This is a genomic window from Kitasatospora sp. NPDC088160 (genome assembly GCF_044741445.1).
Lineage (GTDB): Bacteria > Actinomycetota > Actinomycetes > Streptomycetales > Streptomycetaceae > Kitasatospora.
In genome coordinates, this window is the sequence record NZ_JBIUSS010000007.1 from 34,367 (window position 1) to 58,849 (window position 24,483).

19 protein-coding genes and 1 riboswitch are annotated in these 24,483 nt (G+C 74.1%); of the genes, 9 read left to right on the plus strand and 10 right to left on the minus strand.

Annotation, left to right across the window (positions count from 1 at the left end):
* Positions 1 to 7 precede the first annotated feature (7 nt).
* Positions 8 to 1,438 (plus strand): adenylosuccinate lyase, encoded by a 1,431-nt coding sequence (gene purB / locus ACIOGZ_RS12425; protein WP_363631915.1) that lies wholly within the window; start codon positions 8 to 10, stop codon positions 1,436 to 1,438.
* A gap of 7 nt (positions 1,439 to 1,445) precedes the next feature.
* Here the strand turns inward: purB and ACIOGZ_RS12430 are convergent, their stop codons facing one another.
* Positions 1,446 to 2,978 carry an MFS transporter gene (locus ACIOGZ_RS12430; protein ID WP_363585289.1) on the minus strand — a complete coding sequence of 511 codons (1,533 nt, stop codon included), beginning with the start codon at positions 2,976 to 2,978 and terminating at the stop codon, positions 1,446 to 1,448.
* Positions 2,979 to 3,290: 312 nt separating this feature from the next.
* A riboswitch (cyclic di-AMP (ydaO/yuaA leader) is annotated at positions 3,291 to 3,473 on the plus strand.
* Between the two features lie 2 nt (positions 3,474 to 3,475).
* Here ACIOGZ_RS12430 and ACIOGZ_RS12435 point away from each other — a divergent pair.
* Positions 3,476 to 4,432 (plus strand): LysM peptidoglycan-binding domain-containing M23 family metallopeptidase, encoded by a 957-nt coding sequence (locus ACIOGZ_RS12435; RefSeq protein ID WP_363631913.1) that lies wholly within the window; start codon positions 3,476 to 3,478, stop codon positions 4,430 to 4,432.
* 261 nt (positions 4,433 to 4,693) lie between these two features.
* Here ACIOGZ_RS12435 and ACIOGZ_RS12440 read toward each other — a convergent pair whose 3' ends face one another.
* Complete coding sequence (locus ACIOGZ_RS12440) at positions 4,694 to 5,413, minus strand: DUF2470 domain-containing protein (RefSeq protein ID WP_400985847.1); 720 nt, start codon at positions 5,411 to 5,413, stop codon at positions 4,694 to 4,696.
* Between the two features lie 179 nt (positions 5,414 to 5,592).
* Here ACIOGZ_RS12440 and ACIOGZ_RS12445 point away from each other — a divergent pair, with 179 nt between their 5' ends.
* The gene (locus ACIOGZ_RS12445) at positions 5,593 to 6,807 is read left to right on the plus strand and encodes an MFS transporter (protein WP_363585286.1); all 1,215 of its coding nucleotides are present in this window, start codon (positions 5,593 to 5,595) and stop codon (positions 6,805 to 6,807) included.
* A gap of 77 nt (positions 6,808 to 6,884) precedes the next feature.
* Here the strand turns inward: ACIOGZ_RS12445 and ACIOGZ_RS12450 are convergent, their stop codons facing one another.
* From ACIOGZ_RS12450 to ACIOGZ_RS12460, 3 genes are read right to left on the minus strand one after another with little or no spacing between them, the layout of a single operon-like run.
* Positions 6,885 to 7,310: a RidA family protein gene (locus ACIOGZ_RS12450; protein ID WP_363585285.1), complete on the minus strand. Its 426-nt coding sequence runs from the start codon at positions 7,308 to 7,310 to the stop codon at positions 6,885 to 6,887.
* A gap of 26 nt (positions 7,311 to 7,336) precedes the next feature.
* Complete coding sequence (locus tag ACIOGZ_RS12455; RefSeq protein ID WP_363631910.1) at positions 7,337 to 8,086, minus strand: IclR family transcriptional regulator; 750 nt, start codon at positions 8,084 to 8,086, stop codon at positions 7,337 to 7,339.
* Between the two features lie 37 nt (positions 8,087 to 8,123).
* A complete protein-coding gene (locus tag ACIOGZ_RS12460) occupies positions 8,124 to 9,227 on the minus strand; it encodes a sugar kinase (RefSeq protein WP_363631908.1) in 1,104 nt (367 codons plus the stop codon).
* Between the two features lie 126 nt (positions 9,228 to 9,353).
* Here ACIOGZ_RS12460 and ACIOGZ_RS12465 point away from each other — a divergent pair, with 126 nt between their 5' ends.
* The 5 genes from ACIOGZ_RS12465 to ACIOGZ_RS12485 all read left to right on the plus strand — a co-directional run bounded on the left by ACIOGZ_RS12465 (position 9,354) and on the right by ACIOGZ_RS12485 (position 15,890).
* Positions 9,354 to 10,655 carry an alanine racemase gene (locus tag ACIOGZ_RS12465; protein ID WP_363585283.1) on the plus strand — a complete coding sequence of 434 codons (1,302 nt, stop codon included), beginning with the start codon at positions 9,354 to 9,356 and terminating at the stop codon, positions 10,653 to 10,655.
* Entirely contained in the window at positions 10,655 to 12,274 is a 1,620-nt protein-coding gene (locus ACIOGZ_RS12470; protein ID WP_400985849.1) for an amidohydrolase family protein, read from the plus strand. Before ACIOGZ_RS12465 ends, ACIOGZ_RS12470 begins: the two co-directional genes overlap by 1 nt.
* Positions 12,271 to 12,912 (plus strand): bifunctional 4-hydroxy-2-oxoglutarate aldolase/2-dehydro-3-deoxy-phosphogluconate aldolase, encoded by a 642-nt coding sequence (locus ACIOGZ_RS12475; protein WP_208869124.1) that lies wholly within the window; start codon positions 12,271 to 12,273, stop codon positions 12,910 to 12,912. The genes ACIOGZ_RS12470 and ACIOGZ_RS12475 overlap by 4 nt, the downstream gene beginning before the upstream one ends.
* A gap of 171 nt (positions 12,913 to 13,083) precedes the next feature.
* On the plus strand, positions 13,084 to 14,664 hold the full coding sequence (locus ACIOGZ_RS12480; protein ID WP_400811844.1) for an alpha-amylase family glycosyl hydrolase: 1,581 nt from the start codon (positions 13,084 to 13,086) through the stop codon (positions 14,662 to 14,664).
* A gap of 173 nt (positions 14,665 to 14,837) precedes the next feature.
* Positions 14,838 to 15,890, plus strand: coding sequence for a hypothetical protein (locus tag ACIOGZ_RS12485; RefSeq protein WP_363631903.1), 1,053 nt, complete (start codon positions 14,838 to 14,840; stop codon positions 15,888 to 15,890).
* A gap of 250 nt (positions 15,891 to 16,140) precedes the next feature.
* Here ACIOGZ_RS12485 and ACIOGZ_RS12490 read toward each other — a convergent pair whose 3' ends face one another.
* On the minus strand, positions 16,141 to 17,673 hold the full coding sequence (locus ACIOGZ_RS12490) for an APC family permease (protein WP_400985852.1): 1,533 nt from the start codon (positions 17,671 to 17,673) through the stop codon (positions 16,141 to 16,143).
* Between the two features lie 180 nt (positions 17,674 to 17,853).
* Here ACIOGZ_RS12490 and ACIOGZ_RS12495 point away from each other — a divergent pair, with 180 nt between their 5' ends.
* Entirely contained in the window at positions 17,854 to 18,621 is a 768-nt protein-coding gene (locus ACIOGZ_RS12495; RefSeq protein WP_363631901.1) for an FCD domain-containing protein, read from the plus strand.
* 96 nt (positions 18,622 to 18,717) lie between these two features.
* Here the strand turns inward: ACIOGZ_RS12495 and ACIOGZ_RS12500 are convergent, their stop codons facing one another.
* The 4 genes from ACIOGZ_RS12500 to ACIOGZ_RS12515 form a co-directional block, all read right to left on the minus strand.
* Positions 18,718 to 19,482 carry a (2Fe-2S)-binding protein gene (locus tag ACIOGZ_RS12500; RefSeq protein ID WP_363631899.1) on the minus strand — a complete coding sequence of 255 codons (765 nt, stop codon included), beginning with the start codon at positions 19,480 to 19,482 and terminating at the stop codon, positions 18,718 to 18,720.
* 177 nt (positions 19,483 to 19,659) lie between these two features.
* Positions 19,660 to 21,243, minus strand: a complete 1,584-nt coding sequence (locus tag ACIOGZ_RS12505; protein ID WP_363585275.1) for a metallophosphoesterase family protein — start codon at positions 21,241 to 21,243, stop codon at positions 19,660 to 19,662.
* Between the two features lie 522 nt (positions 21,244 to 21,765).
* A complete protein-coding gene (locus tag ACIOGZ_RS12510; protein ID WP_400985855.1) occupies positions 21,766 to 23,430 on the minus strand; it encodes a peptide-N4-asparagine amidase in 1,665 nt (554 codons plus the stop codon).
* Positions 23,431 to 23,573: 143 nt separating this feature from the next.
* Positions 23,574 to 24,476: a LysR family transcriptional regulator gene (locus tag ACIOGZ_RS12515; RefSeq protein WP_400985857.1), complete on the minus strand. Its 903-nt coding sequence runs from the start codon at positions 24,474 to 24,476 to the stop codon at positions 23,574 to 23,576.
* Positions 24,477 to 24,483 lie beyond the last annotated feature (7 nt).

The window sequence follows — 24,483 nt, forward strand, 5'->3', positions numbered from 1 at the left end:
GCGAAGCGTGAGCGCGAAGCCCCAGATCCCCAATGTCCTGGCCTCCCGGTACGCCTCGGCGACCCTGGCCCAGCTGTGGTCCCCCGAGCACAAGGTGGTCCTTGAGCGCCACCTGTGGCTCGCCGTCCTGAAGGCCCAGCAGGACCTCGGTGTCGAGGTACCGGCGAACGCCGTCGCCGACTACGAGCGGGTGATCGACCAGGTCGACCTCGGCTCGATCGCCGCCCGTGAGCGGGTCACCCGCCACGACGTGAAGGCCCGGATCGAGGAGTTCAGCGAGCTCGCCGGCCACGAGCAGATCCACAAGGGCATGACCTCCCGGGATCTGACCGAGAACGTCGAGCAGCTGCAGATCCGCCAGTCGCTGGAGCACGTGCGCGACCGCACGGTGGCCGTGCTGGTCCGGCTGGCCCGCCTGGCCGCCCAGCACTCCGAGCTGGTCATGGCCGGCCGCTCGCACAACGTGGCCGCGCAGGCCACCACCCTGGGCAAGCGCTTCGCGTCGATCACCGACGAGCTGCTGGTCGCCTTCCGTCGCCTGGAGGAGCTGATCGCCCGCTACCCGCTGCGCGGGATCAAGGGCCCGGTCGGCACCGCCCAGGACATGCTGGACCTGCTCGGTGGCGACACCGACAAGCTCGCCGAGCTGGAGCGCCGGGTCGCCGGGCACCTCGGCTTCGAGAACGTGCTGATCAGCGTCGGCCAGGTTTACCCGCGCTCGCTGGACTTCGAGGTGCTCACCGCCCTCGTCCAGCTGGCCGCCGCGCCGTCCAGTCTGGCCAAGACCATCCGTCTGATGGCCGGCCACGAGCTGGTCACGGAGGGCTTCAAGGAGGGCCAGGTCGGCTCCTCGGCGATGCCGCACAAGATGAACACCCGCTCCTGCGAGCGCGTCAACGGCCTGGCCGTCATCCTGCGCGGCTACGCCTCGATGACCGGCGAGCTGGCCGGCGACCAGTGGAACGAGGGTGACGTCTCCTGCTCGGTGGTGCGCCGGGTCGCGCTGCCGGACGCCTTCTTCGCCTTCGACGGCCTGCTGGAGACCTTCCTGACCGTCCTCGACGAGTTCGGCGCCTTCCCCGCCGTGATCGAGGCCGAGCTGGACCGCTACCTGCCGTTCCTCGCCACCACCAAGGTGCTGATGGGCGCGGTGCGCGCGGGCGTCGGCCGGGAGGCCGGGCACGAGGTCATCAAGGAGCACGCCGTCGCCTCCGCGCTGGCGATGCGTGCGGGCGCCCGCGAGAACGAGCTGCTGGACCGGCTGGCCGCCGACGAGCGGATCCCGCTGGACCGGGCCGGGCTGGACGCGCTGCTGGCCGACCGGCTCTCCTTCACCGGTGCGGCCGGTGCCCAGGTCGCCGAGGTGGTCCGCCAGGTGGAGGCCGTCGCCGCCGCCTACCCGGAGGCCGCCAAGTACGCGCCCGGTGACATCCTCTGACGATTCGTCAGCTGGCTGAGGGCCCTGCTGCCGATCCGGTGGCGGGGCCCTCGTCCGTGTGGACGTGGCCCGGGTCGAGCGGCGGGGTGGTGCCGCAGGCCCACTCGCAGTCCGGCTCGGCCACCGGGCGGTCCACCGGCGCGAGCACGTTGCCGCGGACGGTGGCGAAGGCCGTCAGACCGCCGGTGACCAGCAGCCCGGCGCAGATCAGCATCGCGGTGCGGAAGGCCGAGTCCACCGCGGACGGCACCCGGTAGGCGTCGCCGCTCAGCCCGGCGAGCGAGGGCAGCGCGGCGACCGCGAGCAGCCCGGCCGCGCGGGCGGCGGCGTTGTTGACGCCGCTGGCGATGCCCGCGTGCCGGACCTCGACGGCGGCCAGCACCGTCGCCGTCAGCGGCGCGACCAACAGGGTCATCCCGCAGCCCAGCACCGTGACGGCGGGCAGCACGTCCGCCCAGTAGGAGGAGCCGGGGCCGGTGCGCAGCATCAGCAGCACCCCGGCGGCGCACAGCAGCGGACCGACGGTGAGCGGGATCCGGGGGCCGATCCGCTTGCCCAGCCGCCCGGCGCGCGCCGACAGGGTCAGCATCAGCACGGTGATCGGGACCAGGGCGAGGCCGGAGACCAGCGGGGAGAAGCCGGAGACGATCTGCAACTGCACCACCAGCAGGAAGAACACCCCGCTGAACGCCGCGTAGACGCAGAGGGTGACCAGGTTGACGGCGGTGAACAGCCGGGAGGAGAAGAGGCCGAGCGGCAGCATCGGCTCGGCGGCGCGGCGCTCGACCGCGATGAAGGCAGCGCCGAGCAGCAGGCCGATCGCGCCGGTGAGCCAGACCGCGGGGGACAGGCCCTCCCCGGCGGCGGTCAGCGCGTAGGTGATCGCGCCGAGGGCGAGCGCGGCGAGCAGCGCGCCGGGGACGTCGAAGCGGCCGACGGCGCTCTCGTTCCGGCTCTCGGGGACGAACCGGGAGGTGACCGCGACCACGGCGGCCGCGAGCGGAAGGTTCAGCAGGAAGATCCACCGCCAGCCGGGGCCGTCCACCAGCCAGCCGCCGAGGAAGGGGCCGACCGCGGCCGACACCCCGCCGAGGCCCGACCACAGGCCGACCGCCGCCGAGCGGTCGTCCGGGTGGAAGACGGCTTGCAGCATGGCGAGCGAACCGGGGGTGAGCAGCGCCCCGCCGATGCCCTGGACGGCGCGGGCGGCGATCAGCACGTGGATGGTGGGGGCGGCGGCGCAGGCCGCGGAGGCGGCGGCGAACCAGAGCACGCCGATCAGGAAGACCCGGCGCCGGCCGTACCGGTCGCCGAGCGCGCCGCCGAGCAGGATCAGTCCGGCCAGGGTGAGCAGGTAGGCGTTGAGCGTCCACTGCAGGGACGCGAGGGAGGCGCCGAGATCGGTGCCGATGCGGGGCAGCGCGACGTTCACCACGGTGCCGTCGAGCATCGCCATGCTGGAGCCGAGCACCGTCGCGAGGAGGACCCAGCGTCCCCGCGAGGTGCCCAGGCGCAGTGTTCCTGCTTCGGAGGTGGCCACGGGCCGATCCTGCGCCCGTGGGGCGTACGTGACAAGGGTCACCGGGGGGTGTGTCGGTGGGTGCGCGGTGCGTGAGCGGGCGGGTGCGCAGCGGTGGCGGAATCGGCGCAGCGTCGTGGATCAGTGGCGCCGGGTGAATGGATTGTGCACGTACGGTGCAGCCGATCATTCGGAGGGTCACCGCAGCTCGGGGGGTTGTTGCCGGTTCAAGTGATCGACATTGCTTCACCCGAACGGATGGGTTTTAGTTCAGCGACCGCCCGGCCAGTCCGGACGGATCCACCGGGTGGAACGCCGAATCCTGCCGCTGCCCGGTGGCTCGCACCGAACTCTGTACGGCAGGAGCGGGGGACCCACAGGTAAGTCGCCGGACCGGAAACGGCACGCTTTCGCGTACCCGGATCCAGGGCCGGCTAGGGGTGAAGCCGCATGTGCGGCCGGGCAACTCCAGCCCGAACCCGACAGCTCACCTCGCAGGCGTCGGAGAGGAAAATTCCATGCCTGCACAGGCTCGTCGTATCGCCCTGCCCCGCGCCGCCCGCATCGGGATCGCCACCGCCGTCACCGGTGTCTCCTTCGCCCTGCCGCTCGTCACCGCGATGAGCGCCCAGGCCCACCCCGCGCCGGCCGCCGCGGTCACCGCCGCCCCGGCCGCCGCTCCCGCCGACCAGGCCCAGGCCTCGTCGCAGGAGAGCTACCGCGTCGTCAGCGGCGACACCCTGTCCCGGATCGCCGACGCCCAGCACGTCGACGGCGGCTGGCAGGCGCTGTACGACCACAACCGTGAGGTCGTCGGCGGCAACCCGGACCTGATCTTCCCCGGTCAGCGGCTCGTGATCGCCGGCCAGGCCGCCCCGGCCAAGCCCGCTGCCCCGGCGAAGCCCGCCCAGCCGTCCGCCCAGGACGCCGCGCCGGCCACCACCGCCAAGCCGCAGGCCCAGCCGGAGGTCCGGACCGAGGCGGCCAAGCCGTCCGCCCAGCTCCAGGCCCAGCTGCAGACCGCCGCGCCGTCCGCCGTGGTCACCGCCGTGCCGGTCGCCGCCGCTTCGGCCTTCGTCGCCCCGCTGGCCGGCCCGAAGCTGGGCACCGCGTACGGCGTGGCAGGCTCGATGTGGGCCTCCGGCCACCACACCGGCCAGGACTTTGTCGCCTCCACCGGCACCCCGCTGCGCGCCGTCGGCAACGGTGTCGTGGTGAAGGCCGGCAACGGCGGCGCCTACGGCAACGAGGTCGAGATCAAGCTCGCCGACGGCCACTACGCCGAGTACGCGCACCTCTCCTCGATCGGTGTGAAGATCGGTCAGGCCGTCAAGGCCGGACAGCAGATCGGCCTCTCCGGCGCGACCGGCAACGTGACCGGCCCGCACCTGCACTTCGAGATCCGCAACGGCTCGGAGTACGGCTCGGACATCAACCCGGTCGCCTACCTGCGGGCCCACGGCGTCGCGCTCTGACCCGTACCGGATGTGCCGGATCTGCCGGATGAGGAACCACCGCTGCTACGGGGCGAATCGACCGCCCGGGATGGTCATGTCGGGTGACCGCTCGACCGGGTGATCGCCGCAGCAGTGGACATGGGCGCGGGACACGCCCAGGCCGGCCCGGCTCGCGAGACTTCTCTCGCGAGCCGGGCCGGCCGCTGTCGTTTCCGGGCCTTGCCGGCTGCCCCCGAGGCGAAGTGGCGACGAGTCAGGCCGACGGTCTGGCGGGCCGGTTCAGAGCCGGTGGGCGGGCAGCCCGTGCTGGGCGGCGGTCAGCAGCTCGTGCATCCGCTGCCCGAAGTCCTCGGTGTCGGCGGCCGGTTCGGGGAAGACCAGGCGGACGTCGCGGTGGCCGTGCGGGTGGTCCAGGCGCAGGACCAGGCCGTGGCGGTCCAGGGCGAGCGGGCGGACCTCCGGGTGCTGGGCGAGCAGGTCCGGGTCGAGCAGCCGGGTGAGGACGGCGAGGGCGTCGGCGTGGTCGTCGGCGAGGTGGGTGAGCATGGCGGCCTCGTAGCGGGCCAGCGGGTCGGGCGTGGCGAGGGCGAGGTCGCCGGCGGTGAGCGCGCCGGTGCCGTACGGGGTGGCGAGGACGGCGTGGGCGACGTCCACGCGCAGGTGGACGCTGAGGCCGTCGTCGGCGAGGTGGGCCAGGTGCAGTCGGCCGGCCAGGGTGAGGCGGGCGCGGATCCGGTCGCGGACGGCGACGGGGGAGATGTCGGTGACGTCCAGGACGACGGCGAGTCCGTCGGTGGCGCGGGCGGCGGCGGTGGCGAGCGGGTCGCCCAGTCGGGCGCGCAGGCGCAGCCGGGAGCCGTGGACGGAGACCGGGGAGTCGAGGTCGTGGTGTTCGCCGAAGGCGCGGACGGTGAGCGAGGAGGTCGCGCTGAGCAGGCTCTGGACGCGCTCGGCGGTGGTGGGTTCGGGCACCTCGGCGTCGCCGGCGGGCAGGCTCATGACGGACCTCCAGTTAGTTAGGTGAGCCTAACCTAATCTCCGCTCGAGGGTGTGGCAAGTGGCGTGGCCGGGATTGCTGTCGTCGGGGATAGGTGGCGCTTGCAAGTACCCGCGGGTGTCTCGTATTGTCGACGCTGGTAGTTGCATGCGCAACGGTTCTCTCTGGAAAGCGGTCCCTCATGCCCCTCGCGCTCCTGGCGCTGGCGATCAGCGCCTTCGGTATCGGCACCACCGAGTTCGTGATCATGGGCCTGCTGCCCGAGGTCGCCGGCGACTTCTCGGTCTCCATCCCCACCGCCGGTCTGCTGATCTCCGGCTACGCGCTCGGCGTCGTGGTCGGCGGCCCGCTGCTCACCATCCTCGGCACCCGGGCCCCCCGCAAGGGCATGCTGCTGACGCTGATGGGCCTGTTCGTGGTGGGCAACCTGATCGCGGCCGTCGCCCCCGCCTTCGGGCTGCTGATGATCGGGCGGATCGTCAGCGCCTTCGCGCACGGCGCGTTCTTCGGCATCGGCTCGGTCGTCGCCGCCGACCTGGTCGCCCCGCACAAGCGGGCCGGCGCCATCGCCCTGATGTTCACCGGCCTCACCGCCGCCAACGTGCTGGGCGTCCCGATGGGCACCCTGCTCGGCCAGCACTTCGGCTGGCGCTCCACGTTCTACGTCGTCGCCGGGCTCGGCCTGCTCGGCCTCGCCGGGATCGCGGCGCTGGTGCCCGTCCAGCCGCGGGCGGGCGCCGCCCGGCTCGGCCCCGAACTGGCCGTCTTCCGGACCCTGCGGCTCTGGCTCGCGCTCGCCATGACCGTGCTCGGCTGGGGCGGCATTTTCGCGATGTTCACCTACATCACGCCGATGATGACCGAACTGGCCGGCTTCGCCCCGAGCAGCGTCACCTGGCTGCTCTTCCTGTTCGGCGTCGGCCTGTTCGTCGGCAACCTGCTGGGCGGCTGGTTCGCCGACCGCGCGCTGATGCGCAGCCTCACCGTGATCCTCGCGGTGCTCGCGGTGCTGCTGTTCGCCTTCACCTTCGCCGCGCACAGCAAGCCGGCCGCGATCGTCCTCATCCCGCTGATCGGGCTGTTCGGCTTCGCGACCGTCGCGCCGCTGCAGAAGCGGGTCATGGACCAGGCGGCGGGCGCGCCGACGCTGGCCTCGGCCGCCAACATCGCCGCGTTCAACCTGGGCAACGCGCTGGCCGCCTGGCTCGGCGGGCTGGTCATCTCCGGCGGCCTCGGCTACGACGCGCCGAACTGGGTGGGCGGGCTGCTCACCGCGGTCGCCCTCGGTGTGACGGTGTTCGCGGCGGCGCTCGACCGGCGCGGCGCGGCGGGCGAGGGGCGGGTCGTGGCGCGCTCGGGGGCCCCGGCCGAGCAGGGCGTGCCCGCGGGGCGGTGAGCGAGGGGGACGGCGGAGGGCCCGGACGCCTGGTGCGCGTCCGGGCCCTTGCGGTGGTCGGGCCGCTCGACGGTGTCTCAGGCGACGACGGCCTGGGCGTCGATCTCGACCAGCATCGGCTCCTGCGGCAGCTCGACGAAGATCGTGGTGCGGCAGGGCTTCACGCCGCCGGGCTTGATGTTCTCGTCGATGAACTCGGCGTACACCTCGTTCATCAGCGGGAAGTCCGCCCGCTTGGTGAGGTAGACCCGGAACATCACCACGTCCTCGATGGTGGCCCCGCCGGCCTCGACGATCGCCTTGACGTTCTCCAGCGTGCGCCGGGTCTGCGCCTTCACGTCGCCGTGGTACAGGTACTCGCCGGTCGCCGGGTCCTGCGGGCCCTGGCCGGAGACCTGGAGGATCGGGCCCTTGCGGACGCCCTGGGAGAACATCCAGGCGGGGGCGGGGGCGCCGTCGGTGCGGACCTCGGTCTTGCCGCTGGTCGGGTGCTGCTCGTTCATGGGGTTCCTTACGGTCTGACGGTTGATCAGTTGTGGTCCGGGTGGCCGCAGTCGGCCGAGATGGCGCGGGTGGTGGCGAGCAGCTGCGGGAGGAGGTCCAGCACCTGCTCGTAGGGGAGGACGACGTCCGGCACCGAGATGGACGCGGCGGCGACGACCCGGCCGCTGGCGTCCCGGATCGGTGCGGCCACGCAGTTGATGAACGCCTCGTGCTCGGCGTGGTCCTGCGCCCAGCCCTGGACGGCGACCTTCTCCAGCTCGGCGAGCAGCGCCTCGGGCGTGCTGAGGGTGCGGGGGGTGTGCGGGGTGAAGTCGATCCCGGCGGCCACCCGGCGGCGTTCGGGCAGCGGCAGGTCGGCCAGCAGCACCTTGGAGACGGCGGCGCTGTGCAGGGCGGCGCGCAGGCCGATCCGGGAGTACATCCTGACCGGGTGCCGGGAGTCGAACTTGTCGATGTAGACGACCTCGCCGCCCTCGTACGCGGCCAGATGCACGGTCTGGCCGGTGGTGGCGTTCAGCTCGGCCAGGTGCGGGGCGGCGATCCGGCGGACGCCGCGCTGTTCCAGGGCGAGGCCGGAGAGGGCGAACAGGCCGGCGCCCAGGTGGTAGCGGTAGGCGGCGTCACGGTAGACGAACCGTTCCTCCTCCAGGCTCTGGAGCAGTCGGAGCACGGTCGTCTTGTGGACGCCGAGCACCTCGGCCAGCTGGTCGAGGGAGCGCTCGCCCTCGCCGAGTTCGGCGAGCAGGCGCAGGGCGCGGGTGACGGTCTGGCTCATCGTGCTCCGCCGGGGTCGTTCGGGCTCGGGTTCGTGCTCATTGTGCCCGGGCCCGCCGGGTGTCGCGGGACCGGTCCGCGGGGACGGCCGGGCCGGTGATGCCCTCCACCGAGACCCGGGTGGCGGCCCAGTCGGCGGGCGAGGCGTCGAGCAGCGCGGCCACCACGGCGGCGGGCGGCAGTTCGGCCTGGTCGCCGTGGGCGGTCAGCGCGCAGGCGGCGCTCAGGTGGCCGAGCCGCAGCCGGCGGCGCTGGTCCAGGCCGCGGATGGTGCCGGCCAGGTAGCCGGCGGCGAAGGCGTCGCCCGCGCCGGTGGCCTCGACCACCTCGACGGCCAGGGCCGGTTCGCTCACCGCCGTGCCGTCCCGCTCCAGGGCGGTGACCAGCCGGGCGGCGTCCTTGACCACCACGGTGGCCGGGGAGGCGAAGCGGCGGCGCAGCGCGGCCGGTTCCCCGGTGCCGAACGCGGCCTCGGCCTCGTCGGCGCCGATCAGCAGCAGGTCGGCGGCGTCCAGCAGCGGCGGCAGGACGGCCGGGTCGCGGTCGTGCCAGAGCGCGGGGCGCCAGTTGAGGTCGAAGCTGACGGTCCGCTCCGGGCGGCGGTCGGCGAGCAGGGCGCGCAGCAGCGCCAGGCAGTCGTCGGAGAGCGCGGCGGTGATGCCGGACAGGTGCAGCAGGCGGGCGCCGGACAGCAGCCGGACGGCCGCCGGGTCGGCCAGCAGGGCGGGGGAGAGCGCGGCGGCCGCGGAGCCGCGCCGGTGGTAGTGCAGCCGGCTGCGGCCGGGGCCGAGGTCGTGGTGGTGGCCGGTGGCGCCGCCGACCTCCTTGAGGTACAGGCCGGTGGGGCGGTGCGGGTCGACGGCGACCGCCGAGACGTCCACGCCGCGGGCGGCGACCTCGGCGAGCAGCCGGCGGCCGAAGCCGTCGTCGCCGACCCGGCTGATCCAGGCGGTCGGGACGCCGAGCGCGGCCAGCGCGCCGGCCACGTTGGACTCCGCGCCGCCGACCGACAACCGGAAGTTCTCCACCGCCTCCAGCGGGCCCGGCCGGTCCGGCAGCAGCACCGCCATGGACTCGCCCACGCACACGGCCGTCGGGGAAGGACCGGGGCGGGCCGGGCCCGGGGTGTCCTGTCGCGGCATCTGCTGGGCTCCTCCGTCTGCGGCGGCCGTTCCGTTGACCGTGATCCGGCGCCGATGCTAGAACCGTCATGCCAACATGTGCAACCCTCATTGCACATGTTGCAACACGGCAGATGGAGGAAGACGGTGGAGCAGACCTTCGCAAGCATCGGCACCGGGCCGGGCATCGACGACGGCGCGGTGGCGGCCCTCGCCGACGAGACGCTCGACTGGCGGTTCAAGGCCGCCCCTCCGGAGGCTTGGGGGCACTCCGTCCGCGACTGGCTGGCCACCGGACCCACCCTCACCGGGCTCGGCACCCCGCTGCTCACCCTGGACGGTGCCGCGCTCGACCACAACCTCCGCACCATGGCCGACTGGTGCGCCAAGGCCGGGGTCGCGCTCGTGCCGCACGGCAAGACCACCATGGCGCCCGCCCTGTGGCAGGCGCAGCTCGCCGCCGGCAGCCACGGCATCACCCTCGCCAACCTGCCGCAGGTGCGCGTCGCCCGGGCCTTCGGAGTCGAGCGGATCCTGCTCGCCAACACCCTGCTCGACCCGGCCGGACTGGCCTGGCTCGCCGCCGAACTGGCCGCCGACCCGGCGTTCGCCTTCGTCTCCTGGGTGGACTCCACCGAGAGCGTCCGGCTGATGGACGAGGCGCTGCGCGCCGCCGGGGCCCAGCGGCCCGTCGAGGTCCTGGTCGAACTCGGCGGCCCCGGCGGGCGCACCGGCGCCCGCGGCGTGGACGCGGCCGTCGAGATCGCCGCCGCCGTGCTGCGCGCCCCCACCCTGCGCCTCGCGGGCGTCGGCGGTTACGAGGGCGCGCTCGCCCACGACGCCACCGCCGACGGGCTGGCCACCGTCCGCGACTACCTCAAGGCGCTCGCCGACCTGCACGGTCGGCTCGCCCGCGCCTACCCGGACGATGCCCGGCCGATCGTGACGGCCGGCGGCAGCGCCTACTTCGACCTGGTCGTCGAGGAACTGGCAGGCCTGCCGGACGCCCTCGTGGTCCTGCGCTCGGGCGCGTACATCGCCCACGACGACGGCTTCTACCGGGGCATCTCGCCGCTGGTCCGGGGTGCCGGCGCCACGCCGTTCCGCAGCGCGCTGCACGGCTGGGCCCGGGTGGTGTCCCGGCCCGAGCCGCAACTGGCCCTGCTGGACGCCGGCAAGCGCGACCTGCCCTTCGACGAGGGCCTGCCCGAGCCGCAACGCGTGCGCGGCGGCGCCGAGTTGACCGGCACCGCGGCCCGGATCACCGCACTCAACGACCAGCACGCCTTCCTGCGCGACGCGGGCGACCTCGCCCCGATCGGCGCGGTGCTGCGGCTCGGCGTCTCCCACCCGTGCACGGCCTTCGACAAGTGGACCGCGATCCCGGTGCTGGACTCCGCCGACGCGGCCGAGCCGAAGGTCACCGGGCTGGTCAGGACGTTCTTCTGATGGCGGGCGGCAGAGCGCCCGACACCGTCTTCCGGGGCGCCACCGTCGTCGACGGCACCGGCGCGGACCGCTACCGGGCGGACGTGCGGATCGCCGGCGGGCTGATCACCGGGATCGGCCACGGCCTCGACGCGCCGACGGTGGTGGACGCCGACGGGCTGGTCCTCGCCCCCGGCTTCATCGACATGCACGCCCACTCCGACCTCGCCCTGCTGCTCGAACCCGAGCACCCGGCCAAGGTCACCCAGGGCGTCACCTGCGAGGTCCTCGGCCAGGACGGCCTGTCCTACGCCCCGGTGGACGACGCCACGCTGCCCGCGCTGCGTCGCCAACTGGCCGGCTGGAACGGCGATCCGGAGGGCTTCGACTGGGACTGGCGCGGCGTCGCGGGCTACCTGGACCGGATCGACCGCACCGGCGTCGCCGTCAACGCCTGCTACCTCGTCCCGCACGGCTCGCTGCGGATGCTCGCCATGGGCTGGGCCAACCGGCCGCCCACCCCGGCCGAACTCGACCGGATGCGCCAGGAGTTGGCGCAGGGCCTGCTGGACGGCGCGGTCGGCATGTCCAGCGGCCTCAGCTACACCCCCGGGATGTACGCGGACACCTCCGAGCTGGTCGAGCTGTGCACCGTGGTAGCGGCCTACGGCGGCTTCCACGCCCCGCACCAACGCTCGTACGGTGAGGGCGCGTTGGAGGGCTACGCGGAAATGGTGGAGATCGCCCGGCGGACCGGCTGCGCGCTGCACCTGACCCACGCCACGATGAACTTCGGCGTCAACCGGGGCCGGGCCGGCGAACTGCTGGAACTGGTCGACCAGGCGCTCGCCGACGGCGTCGACCTCACCCTGGACAGCTACCCCTACCTGCCGGGCTCCACCACCCTGGCCGCCCTGCTTCCCAGTTGGGCCACCGAGGGCGGTCCGGTGGCGACACTCACCCGGCTCGCCGACCCGGCCGCCCGCGAGCGGATCCGGTACGAGGTGGAGGAGAAGGGCAGCGACGGCTGCCACGGCGTCGTCACCGACTGGGCGACGATCCAGATCTCCGGCGTCCGGACGGCCGAGCTGGCGCGGGCGGTCGGCCGGACCGTCGCCGAACTCGCCGCCGAGCGGGGCCGCAGCGGCACGGAGGTCTTCCTCGACCTGCTGCGCCGCGACGAACTGGCCACCACGATCCTCCAGCACGTCGGGCACGAGGAGAACGTCCGGGCGATCATGCGCCACCCGGCGCACACCGTCGGCAGCGACGGACTGCTGGTCGGCGCCCGGCCGCACCCGCGCGCCTGGGGCACCTTCCCCCGCTACCTCGGCCACTACAGCCGGGAGTTGGGCGTGCTGACACTGGAGGAGGCGATCGCCCGGATGACCGGTCGGCCCGCCGCCCGGCTCGGGCTGCACCGGCGCGGCCTGATCGCCCCCGGCCACCACGCCGACCTGGTGCTCCTCGACCCCGAGAAGGTCCGGGACGCCGCCACCTTCGAGCACCCCCGGCTGCCCGCCGAGGGCGTCCAGCACGTGTACGTCAACGGCACCGCCGTCGTCCGGCAGGGCCGCACCACGGGCGCCCGGCCCGGGCGCGCCCTGCGCCGCACCGACCGAGGAACCAGATCCCTGTGAATCCCCCCTCCGTGAACCCCCTCGCCGATCTGCGGGACGACCCGGTGATCGCCGTGGTCCGCGCGCCCCGCATCCCGGACGCGGCCGCGCTGTGCGCCGCGCTCGCCGACGGCGGCATCAACTGGACCGAATTCACCTACACCACACCGGAGGTGACGACGCACCTGCGGCGTGCCGCGGACGCGGGCTGGCGGGTCGGCGTGGGCACCGTGCTGACCGCCGAGCAGGCCGAGCGCGGGGTCGCGAGCGGGGCGTCCTTCCTGGTCACCCCCGGCTGCCGGCCCGAGGTCGCGCAGGCCGCCCGGGCCGCCGGGGTGCCGGTGGTGCTCGGGGCGCTCACCCCGACCGAGGTGGCCCGGGCGGTGGACCTCGGGGCCGCCGCCGTGAAGATCTTCCCGGCCCGGGCGTTCGGCCCCGGCTACTTCAAGGACCTACGCGGCCCGTACCCGGACGTCCCGCTGGTGGCCTCCGGCGGGGTGAACGCGGGCAACGCCGCCGACTTCCTGGCGCACGGCGCGCTCGCGGTCTGCGCGGGCACGGACGTGGTGCCGCCGGACGCGGTCGCGGCGGGGGACTGGGCGGAGATCACCCGGCGGGCCCGGGCGTTCACCGCGGCGTGCGCGGTGGCGCGGGCCTGAGGGGCCGGTGGGCGGCGGGGTGCCGGGGCGGTCGGTCGGCGAGTTGTCGGGACGGCCTCGGCGGGCTGTCGGCGGGCTGTCGGCGCGGCCGGGGATGGGCGAGAATCGTGCTCCCCAGCCCCGGCCCCAGCCCTGGCCCCGGCCCCCGGATCCGGCAGGAGGACCCACCCCATGACCCCGCCCCGCCCCGGCCCCGACTGGCTGGCCGACGCCGTCCTGTACCAGATCTACCCGCAGAGCTTCGCGGACTCCGACGGCGACGGCATCGGCGACTTCGCCGGCATCGCCGCGCACCTCGACCACCTCGCCTGGCTCGGCGTCGACACCGTCTGGCTCAACCCCTGCTTCGCCTCCCCGTTCCGCGACGCCGGTTACGACGTCGCCGACTACCTCGCCCCGGCCCCGCGCTACGGTGCCACCGAGGACCTGGTCGCGCTGGTCGAGGCCGCCCGCCGCAAGGGCATCCGGATCCTGCTCGACCTGGTCGCCGGCCACACCTCCGACCGCCACCCCTGGTTCCTGGCCGCCGCCGAGGACCCGTCCGACCACCGGTACATCTGGTCCGACCAGCGGGTGGACGGCTTCGTCGCCTCGCCCGGTAGCCGCCCCGGCTGGTACCGGCCGAACTTCTTCGACTGCCAGCCCGCGCTCAACTTCGGCTACGCGCGCCCGAGTTCCGAGGAGCCCTGGCGCCAGCCGGTGGACGCCGAGGGCCCGCGCGCCAACCGGGCGGCCCTGCGCGACATCATGGCGCACTGGCTCGGCCTCGGCCTGGCCGGCTTCCGGGTCGACATGGCCTCCTCGCTGGTCAAGGACGACCCGGGCCTGGTGGAGACCGCCAAGTTGTGGACCGGGCTGCGGGACTGGCTGGACCGCGCCCACCCGCAGGCCGCGCTGTTCGCCGAGTGGGGCGATCCGGCGGCCGCCGTCGCGGCGGGCTTCCACGCGGACTTCTTCCTGCAGTTCGGCGGTGCCGACCACGGCCTGGCGTTGCGCTCGCTGTGGAACAACGGCGCCGGCACGGTCGAGGAGTTCTGGCAGCAGGGCCCGTGCTACTTCGAGGCCGAGGGGCGCGGCACCCCGCAGGTGTTCCTGGACGCCTGGCGCGCCGCCGCCGAAGCGACCGGGGGTGTCGGCCACATCGCCCTGCCCACCGCCAACCACGACTTCTCCCGGCTGGCCACCGGCCCGCGCGCCGACGGGCAACTGGCCGCCGCCTTCGCGTTCCTGCTCACCTGGCCCACCCTGCCGGCCGTCTACTACGGCGACGAGATCGGCATGCGCTACCTGCCCGGACTGCCCGACGTCGAGGGCAGCGTGCTCGGCCCGCGGTACAACCGGGCCGGCTCGCGGACCCCGATGCAGTGGGAGCCCGGGCCGACGGCGGGCTTCTCCAGCGCGTCGCCCGAGCGCCTCTACCTGCCCGTCGACCCGGACCCGCGGCGCCCGGACGTGCTCTCCCAGCGGGCCGATCCGACGTCGCTGCTGCACACCGTCCGGCGGCTGATCGCGCTGCGCCGGGCGCATCCGGGGCTGGGTGCCTCCGGCGGGGTGGAGGTCCGGCACGCCGGGTACCCGCTGGTGTACACCCGGGCCGGACGGTACCTGGTGGCGGTGAATCCGCGCCGGGAGCCGGGGGCGGTGCGGCTGGAGCACGGCGGGGTGCGCCCGCTGGAGGTGCGGGGCGTGCGGGTGGCGGACGGGGAACTGCGGGCGGACGGCTTCTCGTACGGCGTGTTCGAGCTGTCCTGAGCGCTCGGCCGTGTCCCCTGCTGGGGCGGCCGGCTTTCGAACGGCGTCAGATAGTTGTAAGCTACATCCAAGATAGTTGCATTTACCACCTGATGTAGGCGCATTCGACACCCCTCATGGTTGTATTTGCCACCTATCTTGACTCGACGCCACCGGAGGACGGTACGAACGCCATGAGCACATCCCAGACCCCTGCCGCAGCGCCCGCCCTGGGGCACTCGCTCAAGCACCTCGCCCTCCACCTGATCACCCCGCTGCTGATGTGCCTCGGCATGGCGCTCGCCTACCAGGGCGCCTTCCACCAGCCCGAGCCGCACCACCTGAAGGTCGCCGTGGTCGGCACCACCCCGCAGGCGCAGGGCCTGGCACAGGCGATCCAGGCCAAGGCCGGGGCGGCGGTCGACGTCCGCACCCTGCCAGACCGGGCGACCGCCGAGCAGCAGCTGCGCGACCGCGACCTGGTGGGGGCCTTCCTCCCGGATGCCAGGAGCCCCGAACTGCTCGTCGCCAAGGGGAACTCGGACACCTCGGCGGTGGCCGCCACGGCGGTGTTCAGCAACGTCACCGACCGGCAGGGCGTGCCGTTGCACGTCACCGATCTCACCACCCCGGCCGAGGGCGACCCGACCGGCCAGGGCCTGTTCTTCCTGCTGGTCGCGCTGAGCATCGGCTCCTACGCCAGCGTCGCCGTGATCGGCGCGGCCGGCGCCGGGCTGAGCATGCGGATCCGGGCGCTGGTCGGCGTGGCGGTGTCGCTGGTGGTGAGCGTGATCGGGATCGTCACCGCCGGACCGGTCTTCCATGTGGTCGACCACGACCTGGCCGCGGTGTGGGCGCTCGGGTGGCTCTACTCGGCGGGCGTCGTCCTGATCGGCATCGGCCTGCACAGCTTCCTGAAGAGGTGGACCACCCTGGCCCTGATGGTGCTGTTCGTGATGCTGAACTTCACCAGCTCCGGCGGCGTCTTCCGGCCCGAGCTGCAGAACGGCTTCTTCGGCGCGCTGCACGGCTTCTGGACCGGCGCCGGCTTCCTGGAGGGCGCGCGCAGCATCCTGTACTTCGACGGCGGCGCGGGCCTCGGCGGGCACGTCGTGACCCTGGCGGTCTGGCTGCTGCTGGGCGGGGCCGCGCTGGTGGCCGCCGCGCTCTACGAGGGGCGCGGGCGCCGGGCGGTGGAGAGCCCGGTGGAGGCCGAGGGGGAGATGGCGGAGGCGGTCGCGGTCTGACCGCACCGCACGCGAGTGCTTCACCCGCCGCCAAGGGCATCGGCACCGGGTGGGGACCGGCGGCCCGCGCCCGGCTCTGGACAAGCCGGACGCGGGCCGGTTTCGCGGCTCCGGTTCCGTGACTCAAGCTCTGTGACTCCGGGTTCCGTGGCTCCGGGCTCATGGCTCCGGGCTCATGGCGCGCCTTCGGGGTGCCCGTCGTCCGGGAGGCAGTCGAGGGCGGCGACGGGGATTCCTCCAGGGGTGAGGGTCATCGGGCGTCCCCGGCGGGGGCCGTCGCGTCGCCGGACGGGGCGTCGCCGCGCAGGTGCGGGCGGGCCAGCAGCAGGTAGAGCCCGCCGGCCGCGAGCACCGCCACGGCCGAGAGCAGCACGAGGTAGTCGTCGTACCAGGCGGCGTCCGGGGTGCGGCCCCAGCAGATGTTGACGATCGCGGCGAGCCCGTACACCAGCGCGCCGATGTTCACCGCCAGGCCCCAGCGGCCGAGCCGGAAGTCCCCGCTCGGGCGCCAGCCACGCAGCCGGGCGCGCAGGGCGGCCAGCACCACCATCTGGAAGGCCAGGTAGATGCCGATGCTGGAGAAGGAGATGATCTTCGTCAGGGCGCCCTCGGAGAGCGCCGAGGCGCCGACGATGATCACGCCCGGCACTGCCGCAGCGAGCAGCAGCGCGTACGGCGGTACCCGCAGGCGGTCCGAGACGGTGGCGAGCAGCCGGCTGCCCACGATCATCCGGTCCCGGGCGAAGGAGTACGCCAGCCGGCTCGCCGCCGCCTGGAGGCTCAGCACGCAGGACAGGAAGGAGATCAGCACCACGCCGATCACCACCCGGGCGCCGGTGGCGCCGAACGCGTCGTGCAGCACCGAGGCCACCGGGTCCTTGTCGTCGCCGGAGACCACCGCGCCGATGTCCTGGATCGACATCACCAGCGCCAGGCTGACGCCGATCGCCGCCGCGCCGCCGACGTAGAGGGTGCGCCGCATCGACTTGGGGATCTGTCGACCGGGGTTCGGCACCTCCTCGGCGACGTCGCCGCACGCCTCGAAGCCGAAGAAGAGGAAGACCGCGATCAGTCCGGCGGCCAGGAAGGCGTCGGTGTACGAGCCGCCGTCGCCCGCGCCGAAGCGGTCGAAGACCACACCGAGCCCGTGGTAGCGGTGGGTCAGCAGCAGCCAGGCGCCGACCGCCAGGGCGCCCAGCAGCTCGGCGGCGAAGCCGAACACGGCCGCCGCCGACAGCACCTTGGTGCCGCCCAGGTTGATCACGGTGGCGAGCAGCAGCAGGCCGAGCGCGCACCAGACGGTCGTCGCGGTGCTCGGTTCGACGCCCAGCAGCGCGGCCACGTACGGGCCGGCGCCGTAGGAGACCGCGGCGATGGTGGACATCAGCGCCAGCAGGTACACCCAGCCGGTCAGCCAGCCCCAGGTGCGGCCCCAGAGCCGGCGCGACCACGGGTACACCCCGCCCGCCACCGGGAACTGGGCGACCACCTCGCTGAACACCAGTGCCACCAGCAACTGGCCGACCCCGGCGATCAGGAAGCTCCACACCATCGGCGGGCCGGCGGTCGCGAGGGAGGAGGCGAAGAGTGTGTACACGCCGACGACCGGGGAGAGGTAGGTGAAGCCGAGGGAGAAGTTCGCCCAGAGGCTCATGTCGCGTTTGAACTCGGAGGCGTAGCCGAGGGCGGCCAGCCGTGCGGCGTCGGCATCGGCACCGAGGTCGGGGCCCTGAGGGGGGAGGGGGCCGGTCGGGGAGGTGGCACGTGCGCTGGCATCGGTCATGACCTGCTCCTGCTCCTGGGAACGTGGCGTGACGCGTGAGGGCTTACCGGGGGGTGGTGCTCGGACCGGGATCGCGGGAAAACATACGAGATCGGGTTTCTAGCGGCAAGGGTGCGTGCCCGACCGGGAGGTACCCTGCCGGAAGCACCCAGTCCGACGGTGATCGAGGAGAGGGTCGGCGTGGCGACGATCGGGAGCGCGACCCCGCTGCTCAGCGCCGTCCTCGCGCCGCTGACCGACCTCGGCCGCGCCGATGCCGTGGCCCGCCGGATCACCGAGGCGATCGCCCTCGGCCTGGTCGCCGACGGGGATCAACTGCCCAGCGAGAACGACCTCGCCGACCAACTCGGCGTCGCCAACGGCACCGTCCGCGAGGCGCTCGCCCTGCTCCGCGAGGCCGACCTGATCGAGACCCGGCGTGGCCGCAACGGCGGCAGCTTCGTCCGCACCCCCGGCGAGGGCCCCGAGCGCCTCCAACTCGCCCGGCTGCGCGACCTCGCCACCGTCGACCTGCGTGACCTCGGCGACGAGGAACTGGCCGTCTCCGGCACCGCCGCCCGGCTCGCTGCCGAACGCGCCCCCGTCGACCTCGCACCCCGGCTCACCCGGCTGGTGCACGACCTGCGCGACGCCGCCGGGCCCGCCGAACAGCGCCGCGCCGACGCCCGTTTCCACATCGAACTCGCCGTCGCCGCCCAGTCCGTGCGCCTCACCCGGCTCGCCGTCCGGCTCCAGGCCGAACTCGGGCCGCTGCTCTGGCTGCCCGCACCGCACGGCCCCGACCAGGAACGGTTCGCCGAGCAGCACCGGGAGATCCTGGTCGCCGTCCTGGCCGGCGACGCGGCCGGGGCCCGGGCCGCCGCCGAGGTGCACACCGTCGCCTGCGTGCACCACCTGGTGCGGGGGCACCTCCAGCTGGCGGACGAACGGGTGACGGGGGACGGGTGACGGGTGACCGGAGGCCCGGTGGTGGGGCGGGCGGCGGTGCCGTCGGCGGCGGCGAACCGGGAGGTGGTCCGGACATGACCTCCACTCCTGGATGTATCAGCCCCGTTTTGGCGCGGGCGGCCGGGTGAAGCAGCAGTCGCCGCAGACCCCGGCGCCCGGCCCCACCCGGTAGTACAGGCAGCAGCTGGTCCGCCGGAAGGCGGCGCCGCGCGGGCCGGTCCGCAGCGTCCCGGTACCGGCCAGTGACGGGCGCGCGAGCAGCTCCGCCACCAACGCCCTTGCGGGGACCGGTGCGTGGGCGTCCAGGACCCGCAGCGTACCGGCCAGGGCGGAGGCGGCGTTGCCCGACAGCAGCCGGGCGGAGAGCGGGACGGCGGACCGCACCGCCGCCGCCAGCGGCTCCAACTGGCCCACCAGGACAGCCTCGTACAGCTGGTCGGCGAGCGGGAGCGAAGTGGGGAACGGAGCGGGGAGCGGGGGCTCCGGCGGTGCCCAGAGGTCGAGCGGCCCCTGATCCGGGATCCGTACCCAGGCGTGCTCCAGTGTCGGGACCGTACCCAGCAGGACGGCCGCCCCGAGGCCCACCGACCAGAAACGGGCGGCCAGTCCGAGGTGCAGGATCGACGCGGCGACCCGCGGCTCGGCGGTGCCGAGCCGCTGCGCCACCACCCGGATCCGCCGGGCCAGCGGCGCGTCCGGCCCGGCGCCGTACAGCTCGGGCAGCGGCCGGAAGCCCGGGGGCGGCCCCGCGCCGGGCGTGGCGGGGGTGTCGAGCGCGAAGTACGGGCCGACGGCGGCGAGTCGGCCGTAGTCGGGGCGGCCGGCGTTCCCGGTGCCGTCGGCGGGGCGGTCGACGGGCATCGGGCGGGCCTCCAGGGCGTTCAGGCGTTCGGTGTGCTCGGTGTGCTCGGTGTGCTCGGTGCGCTCGGTGCGTTCGGGCGCGCGGAGGAACGGTACCGCGCCTGTCGGGGGGTGAGCGCGCTGCCGGGGCGGTGGCGCCGGTCCGGGCCGGCGCCACCGCCCCGGGCGCGCCCGGGGTCAGCGTCCCCGGCCGCCGCCGCGGGCGCCGCGCGGGCGGGTGAGGGTGAAGCGGTCGACGGGGACGAGGTCTCCGTACGGGCCGCTGACGGAGTAGTACGTGACGTCGATGGTGGTCCGGCCGCCGCGCTCGCCCGGGTCGACCTCGAAGGCGGCGAAGCCGTACGGGTTTTCGGCGTCCCGGAAGGCGGACCAGGGGGCGTCCTCGATCACGTACTGCGGGGGCCGCTTGCCGGTGGCCGGGTCGACGGCTCCGACGCCGGTGATGACGCGGGCCTTGGCGGGCTCGAAGAAGAGGTGGTTGGAGGGGGCGGAGGTGCCGCCACCGCCGATCACCAGGTGGACGGTGCCCCGGGTGGTGTCGATGGTGGCGGTGTCGGTGGCGACCGGGACGGGGGTGCGGGTGTCGGTCTGCTGCTGGCCGCGGATCGGGTGCGAGCGCTCGTAGTGGTGCTCGTGGCCGCAGACCACCAGGTCGACGCCGTACTTGTCGAACAGCGGCACCCAGGTCTCGCGGATGCCGAGGTCCGCGCCGTTGAACTTGTCGGCGGTGGAGATGACGACCTGGTGCATGCAGACCACGATCCAGTCGATCTCGGGGTTCGCGTTGGCGGCGGCCAACTCCCGCTCCAGCCAGCGCTGCTGGGCGCCTCCGGAGTAGCCGTGGACGTAGGAGTCGCCGGCGTCCTGGTAGGCGACGTCGTCGTTGTTGAGGCTGATGACGCGGACCGCGCCGGCGGTGAACGCGTACCAGAGGCCGTGCAGTTCGTCGTCGGAGCCGGACGGGGGGAGGTCGAAGTAGGCCTGGTAGGCGCCGTAGCCGGTCGGGCCGTTGCCGCGCTCGTTCTCGTGGTTGCCGGCGGCGGGCATCCAGGGGCGGTGGCGGGCGGAGCGGGTGTTGTTCTCGAACCAGTCGGACCAGGTGCGGACCCGGTCGGTGGCGAGGTTGGCGTAGCAGAGGTCCCCGTTGACGAGGTGGAACAGCGGGGCGATCCGCTCGACTCCGGCGGTGGTGTCGCCGGCGGCGGGGCTGCCCAGGTTGTCGTTGGCGTAGCCGTTCGCGGTCTTCTTGCCGAGGGTGGGGGTGCCCTGGTCGCCGAAGCTGGTGAAGGTGAAGGCGGCCCGGCCGCGCGGGGCGGTGCGGACGGTGCCGAGCTCCGGGGTGGCACCGTCGTGGACGGCGGCGTACACGTAGTCCGTGTCGGGGTGCAGGCCGCTCAGCCGGGCGTGGTGGATCTGGACCTCGGTGCCGGACTTGGCGTCCCGGTAGGTGTTGGTGTCGGCCTGCACGCTGCGGCCCAAGCCGCCGTGCGAAGTGCCGTACCGGACACGGGGGTTGCCGACCGAGGCGGTGGTGTGCCAGGAGACCACGACCTCGCGCGAGGCGTCCGAGCCGAACTGGAGGTGCAGCCCGGCGACGCGCGGGGCGCCGGAGCGGTCCGGCCGCTCCAGCAGCAGTGGAGAGGCGGCGGCGGGCGTGGCCGCGATGCCGGAGAGGGAGACGGCGCCGCCGAGACCGAGACCGGTGGCACCGGCCAGGATCCCGCGCCGGCTGACGGGGAGATGTCCACTGGAAGCGTTCATGGCCGCCAGCCTCACCGCGCGTTGGTGAACCGCGCCGGGGCCGTGACGTGAACTTCCCGCCGGGCCGCATCGGCGGCGGACGGGGAGCGCCGGTCGGCATCGCCGTCCACGCCTGGGGGACGGGCTACCCGGTGCCGCAGTGATGGGTGCCGCAGTGATGGGTGCCGCAGTGACGGGCGCCGCGGCGATGGGCCCCGCGGTCACGGGCGCCGCAGTGACGGGCCCTGCCGCGACGGACGCGTCCACGGAGCCGAGGGGGCGCTCCGTGGACGCGGGGAACCTACGAGGCGGGGGTGGCCTCCGGACATCGTGTCCTCCGGCCTGGCAGTTCGATCGTCGACCGAGGTAGTGCCAGTGGCAGACCCTGATCCGTCTCGATCTGTCACCACTGCCTCCTGCGGTCGAACTCCTTCAGCTGCCTCGCAGGTCCACCTCCCATCATGCGCTTCCCACGCCGTGTGCACCAGGGGTCAACCGCCCGAAATCGGATGGATTTCGCAAGTCGGGAGATTCGGGGCGGTGTTACGGCTTCGGCCAGCCGTCGACGAAGGCGAGCGTGCGGTGGTACGGCCCGTCGGGCCCGGTGCTGCGGTAGTCCTCGGTGCTGGTGCCGGTGCGGACGGTGGAGTCGCCGTCGTGGCGGCGGGCGGTGGGGCGCAGGGTGTGGTCGACGGTCGAACGCTCGGTGACGTGGCCGCCGGTGGCCGCGGTGGCCTCGCGGTGGTAGCCGAGGTCCATGGCGGTCCGCTGGTCGGTGTTGCCGGCGGCGTCGTGGGTGACGCGGTAGGTGACGTCCAGCGGTTCGCCCTCGCGCACGGTGGTGGTGCGGTGCGGGCCGCCGCCCCAGGTGGCGGTGGTGCGGGTGAGGTCGGTGCGGTTGTGCAGGGTCACGTCGTTGCCGCTGTCGCGCAGCTGCTGGGCGGAGCGGAAGGCGAGGTCGTCGCGGACCTCGGTGGTGATCCGGCCGTGCGAGGTCTGGACCCAGCCGCGGGCGAGGTCGTGCCGGCCTGCGGTGACGGTCCAGTCGCCGCTGCCGCCGCCGTGGTCGGTGAGCCGGGTGTCGACGGCGGCCTCGGGGGCGACCCGGTGGTCGGTGAGCTGCCCGGTGGTGCGGGCGGTGCCGTGGTCGACGTCGGCGAAGAGGTTGACCTGGCCGGTCCAGGTGTCGTTGTTCTGCGCCTCGGTGGCGTTCACCGCGATGCCGACGGTGTGCGGGCGGCCGTCGAGCAGCAGTCCGACGTAGGGGGTGAGGTCGAGCCGGTAGGCGGGCAGGTCGAAGGCGAAGACGCCGGGGACGGGCCGCCAGAGCAGCGGATCCCACCCGCCGGTGTAGATGACGGGGTAGGGCCAGACCGCGCCGGCCGTCCGCCCGTCGACGGTGAGCCGCAGTTCGCGGAACGGGCCCTTGCCGCAGGAGCCGAGGCCGGGGTTGGCGCTGACGAAGGCGTCGGGCGCGGAGGCGTAGGCGAACTCCTCGCAGGCGCCGCCGCCCCGGGTGTAGACCTCGGCGGTGAGGCGTTCGAGGTTCTGCGGGAAGGTGAGCTCGCGGGTGGCGGCGGGGGCGGCCTGGGTGAGCGCGAACGGCCCGGTGGTGAGCAGGCGGTCGGCGGCGCGGGCGGCGGGCCGGCGGTCGTTCGCGGTGTAGAAGGTGACACTGGCGCTGATGGTGAAGACGCCGGTGTAGGTGGCGTCGGTGACGTTGGCGAGGTCGAGGGAGAACGGCTGCGGGCCGGCGGCGAACAGCGGGGCGTAGCGGGTGAGATCGCGTTCGAGCTTCCATTCGATGCCGTCCTTGGACGGCTCGGGGGTGGAGGAGAGCAGCACCTGGACGCCGCCGACGCGGGCGCTGAAGATGCGGTCGAACTGCCGCCCGGCGACCTGCCCGTGGAGGTCCAGGACCACCGCCGACCAGGGCCCGGCGCAGTCGGCGGGCGGGGTGAGGGTGGTGGTGTACGGGGTGTCGGGCGGGTTGCCGTACCCGTTGCGGAACTGCTGGTCGTGCATCACCTCGACGGTGCAGGAGCGGGTGTCGGGGCGGGTGAGCGGCCGGGTGGCGGTGACCGGGTCGTGGTAGTCGGTGCCGAAGTCGGCGTGGGCGGGGGCGGCGGCGGTGAGGGTGCCGGCGAGGGTCAGGGCGGCGGCGCCGAGGAGGCGGGCGGCGCGGCGAAGCAGCGGGCGGACGGCCAAGGTGGTCCCCAGGGGTCGGGCGGCCGGCGGGCGCTGCCGCGGGCCGGGTGGGCGGTCCGGGCATCCTTTCGGCGGTGGCATGCCAGCGTCAAGGATTCGCCGGGGGCGCCTCGGGTACCCGGCGTCGCGGGCCCGGCGAGGGCCTAGTCGACCTCCAGAGCCGCCGCCTCCTGGCGGATCAGGTCGCGCAGGGTGGCCAGCCGGGGCCGGCGGTCGTCCAGCCGCCACTGCATCTCCAGCGGCAGGGTGGCCCGGCCGTCCAGTCGGACGGTGGCCACGTCCTCGGTGAGGTGGCCGGTCATCGAGCCGGGCACCAGCGAGAACGCGCGGTTGCGGGCGAGCAGGTAGAGCCGGGAGCCGACGATCCGCGGCGGGCTGACCAGGACCGGCGGGTCGACGCCGTGGTCCGCGCACAGGCCGAGCACGTGGTCGTAGTAGCGCGGGTGCTGCTCGCGCGGCCACAGCAGCAGCGGCAGGTCGCGCAGTTCGCCGAGACGCACGCTCGTCCGGCCGGCCAGCGGGTGCTCCCGGCCGAGGGCGACCCGCACCGGCTCGTCGGCGATCCGCTCCAGCCGGTAGCCGGCCACCTCGTCGAGGAAGCGGCCGAGGCCGATGTCGGCGAGTTCGGCGGCCAGCGCGGTGGAGACCTGGCCGGTGTCGACGGCGACCTCGGCGGTGGTGAGCGCGGGCAGCTCCTGTTCGGCGCGGCTGACCACGGCGGGCAGCAGCCGGTTCACCACACTGGGGGAGGCGACGATCCGGGCCGTCCCCAGCCGGGACTCCTCGTGCAGCCGCACCCGGGCCAGCAGCGTCTCGGCCTGCCCGAGCAGCCGGGCACTCTCGGCGGCCATCACCTCACCGGCCTCGGTCAGCGCCACCGAGCGGCGGCTGCGGTCGAACAGCTCGACACCGACGGTCCGCTCCAGCCGGGCGACCTCCTGGCTGACCGTCGGCTGGGAGATGTGCAGCCGTTCGGCGGCCCGTCCGAAGTGCAGTGTTTCGGCGACGGTGAGGAAGACCTCAAGTTGACGCAAGGTGAAGCCCATGGCCCAA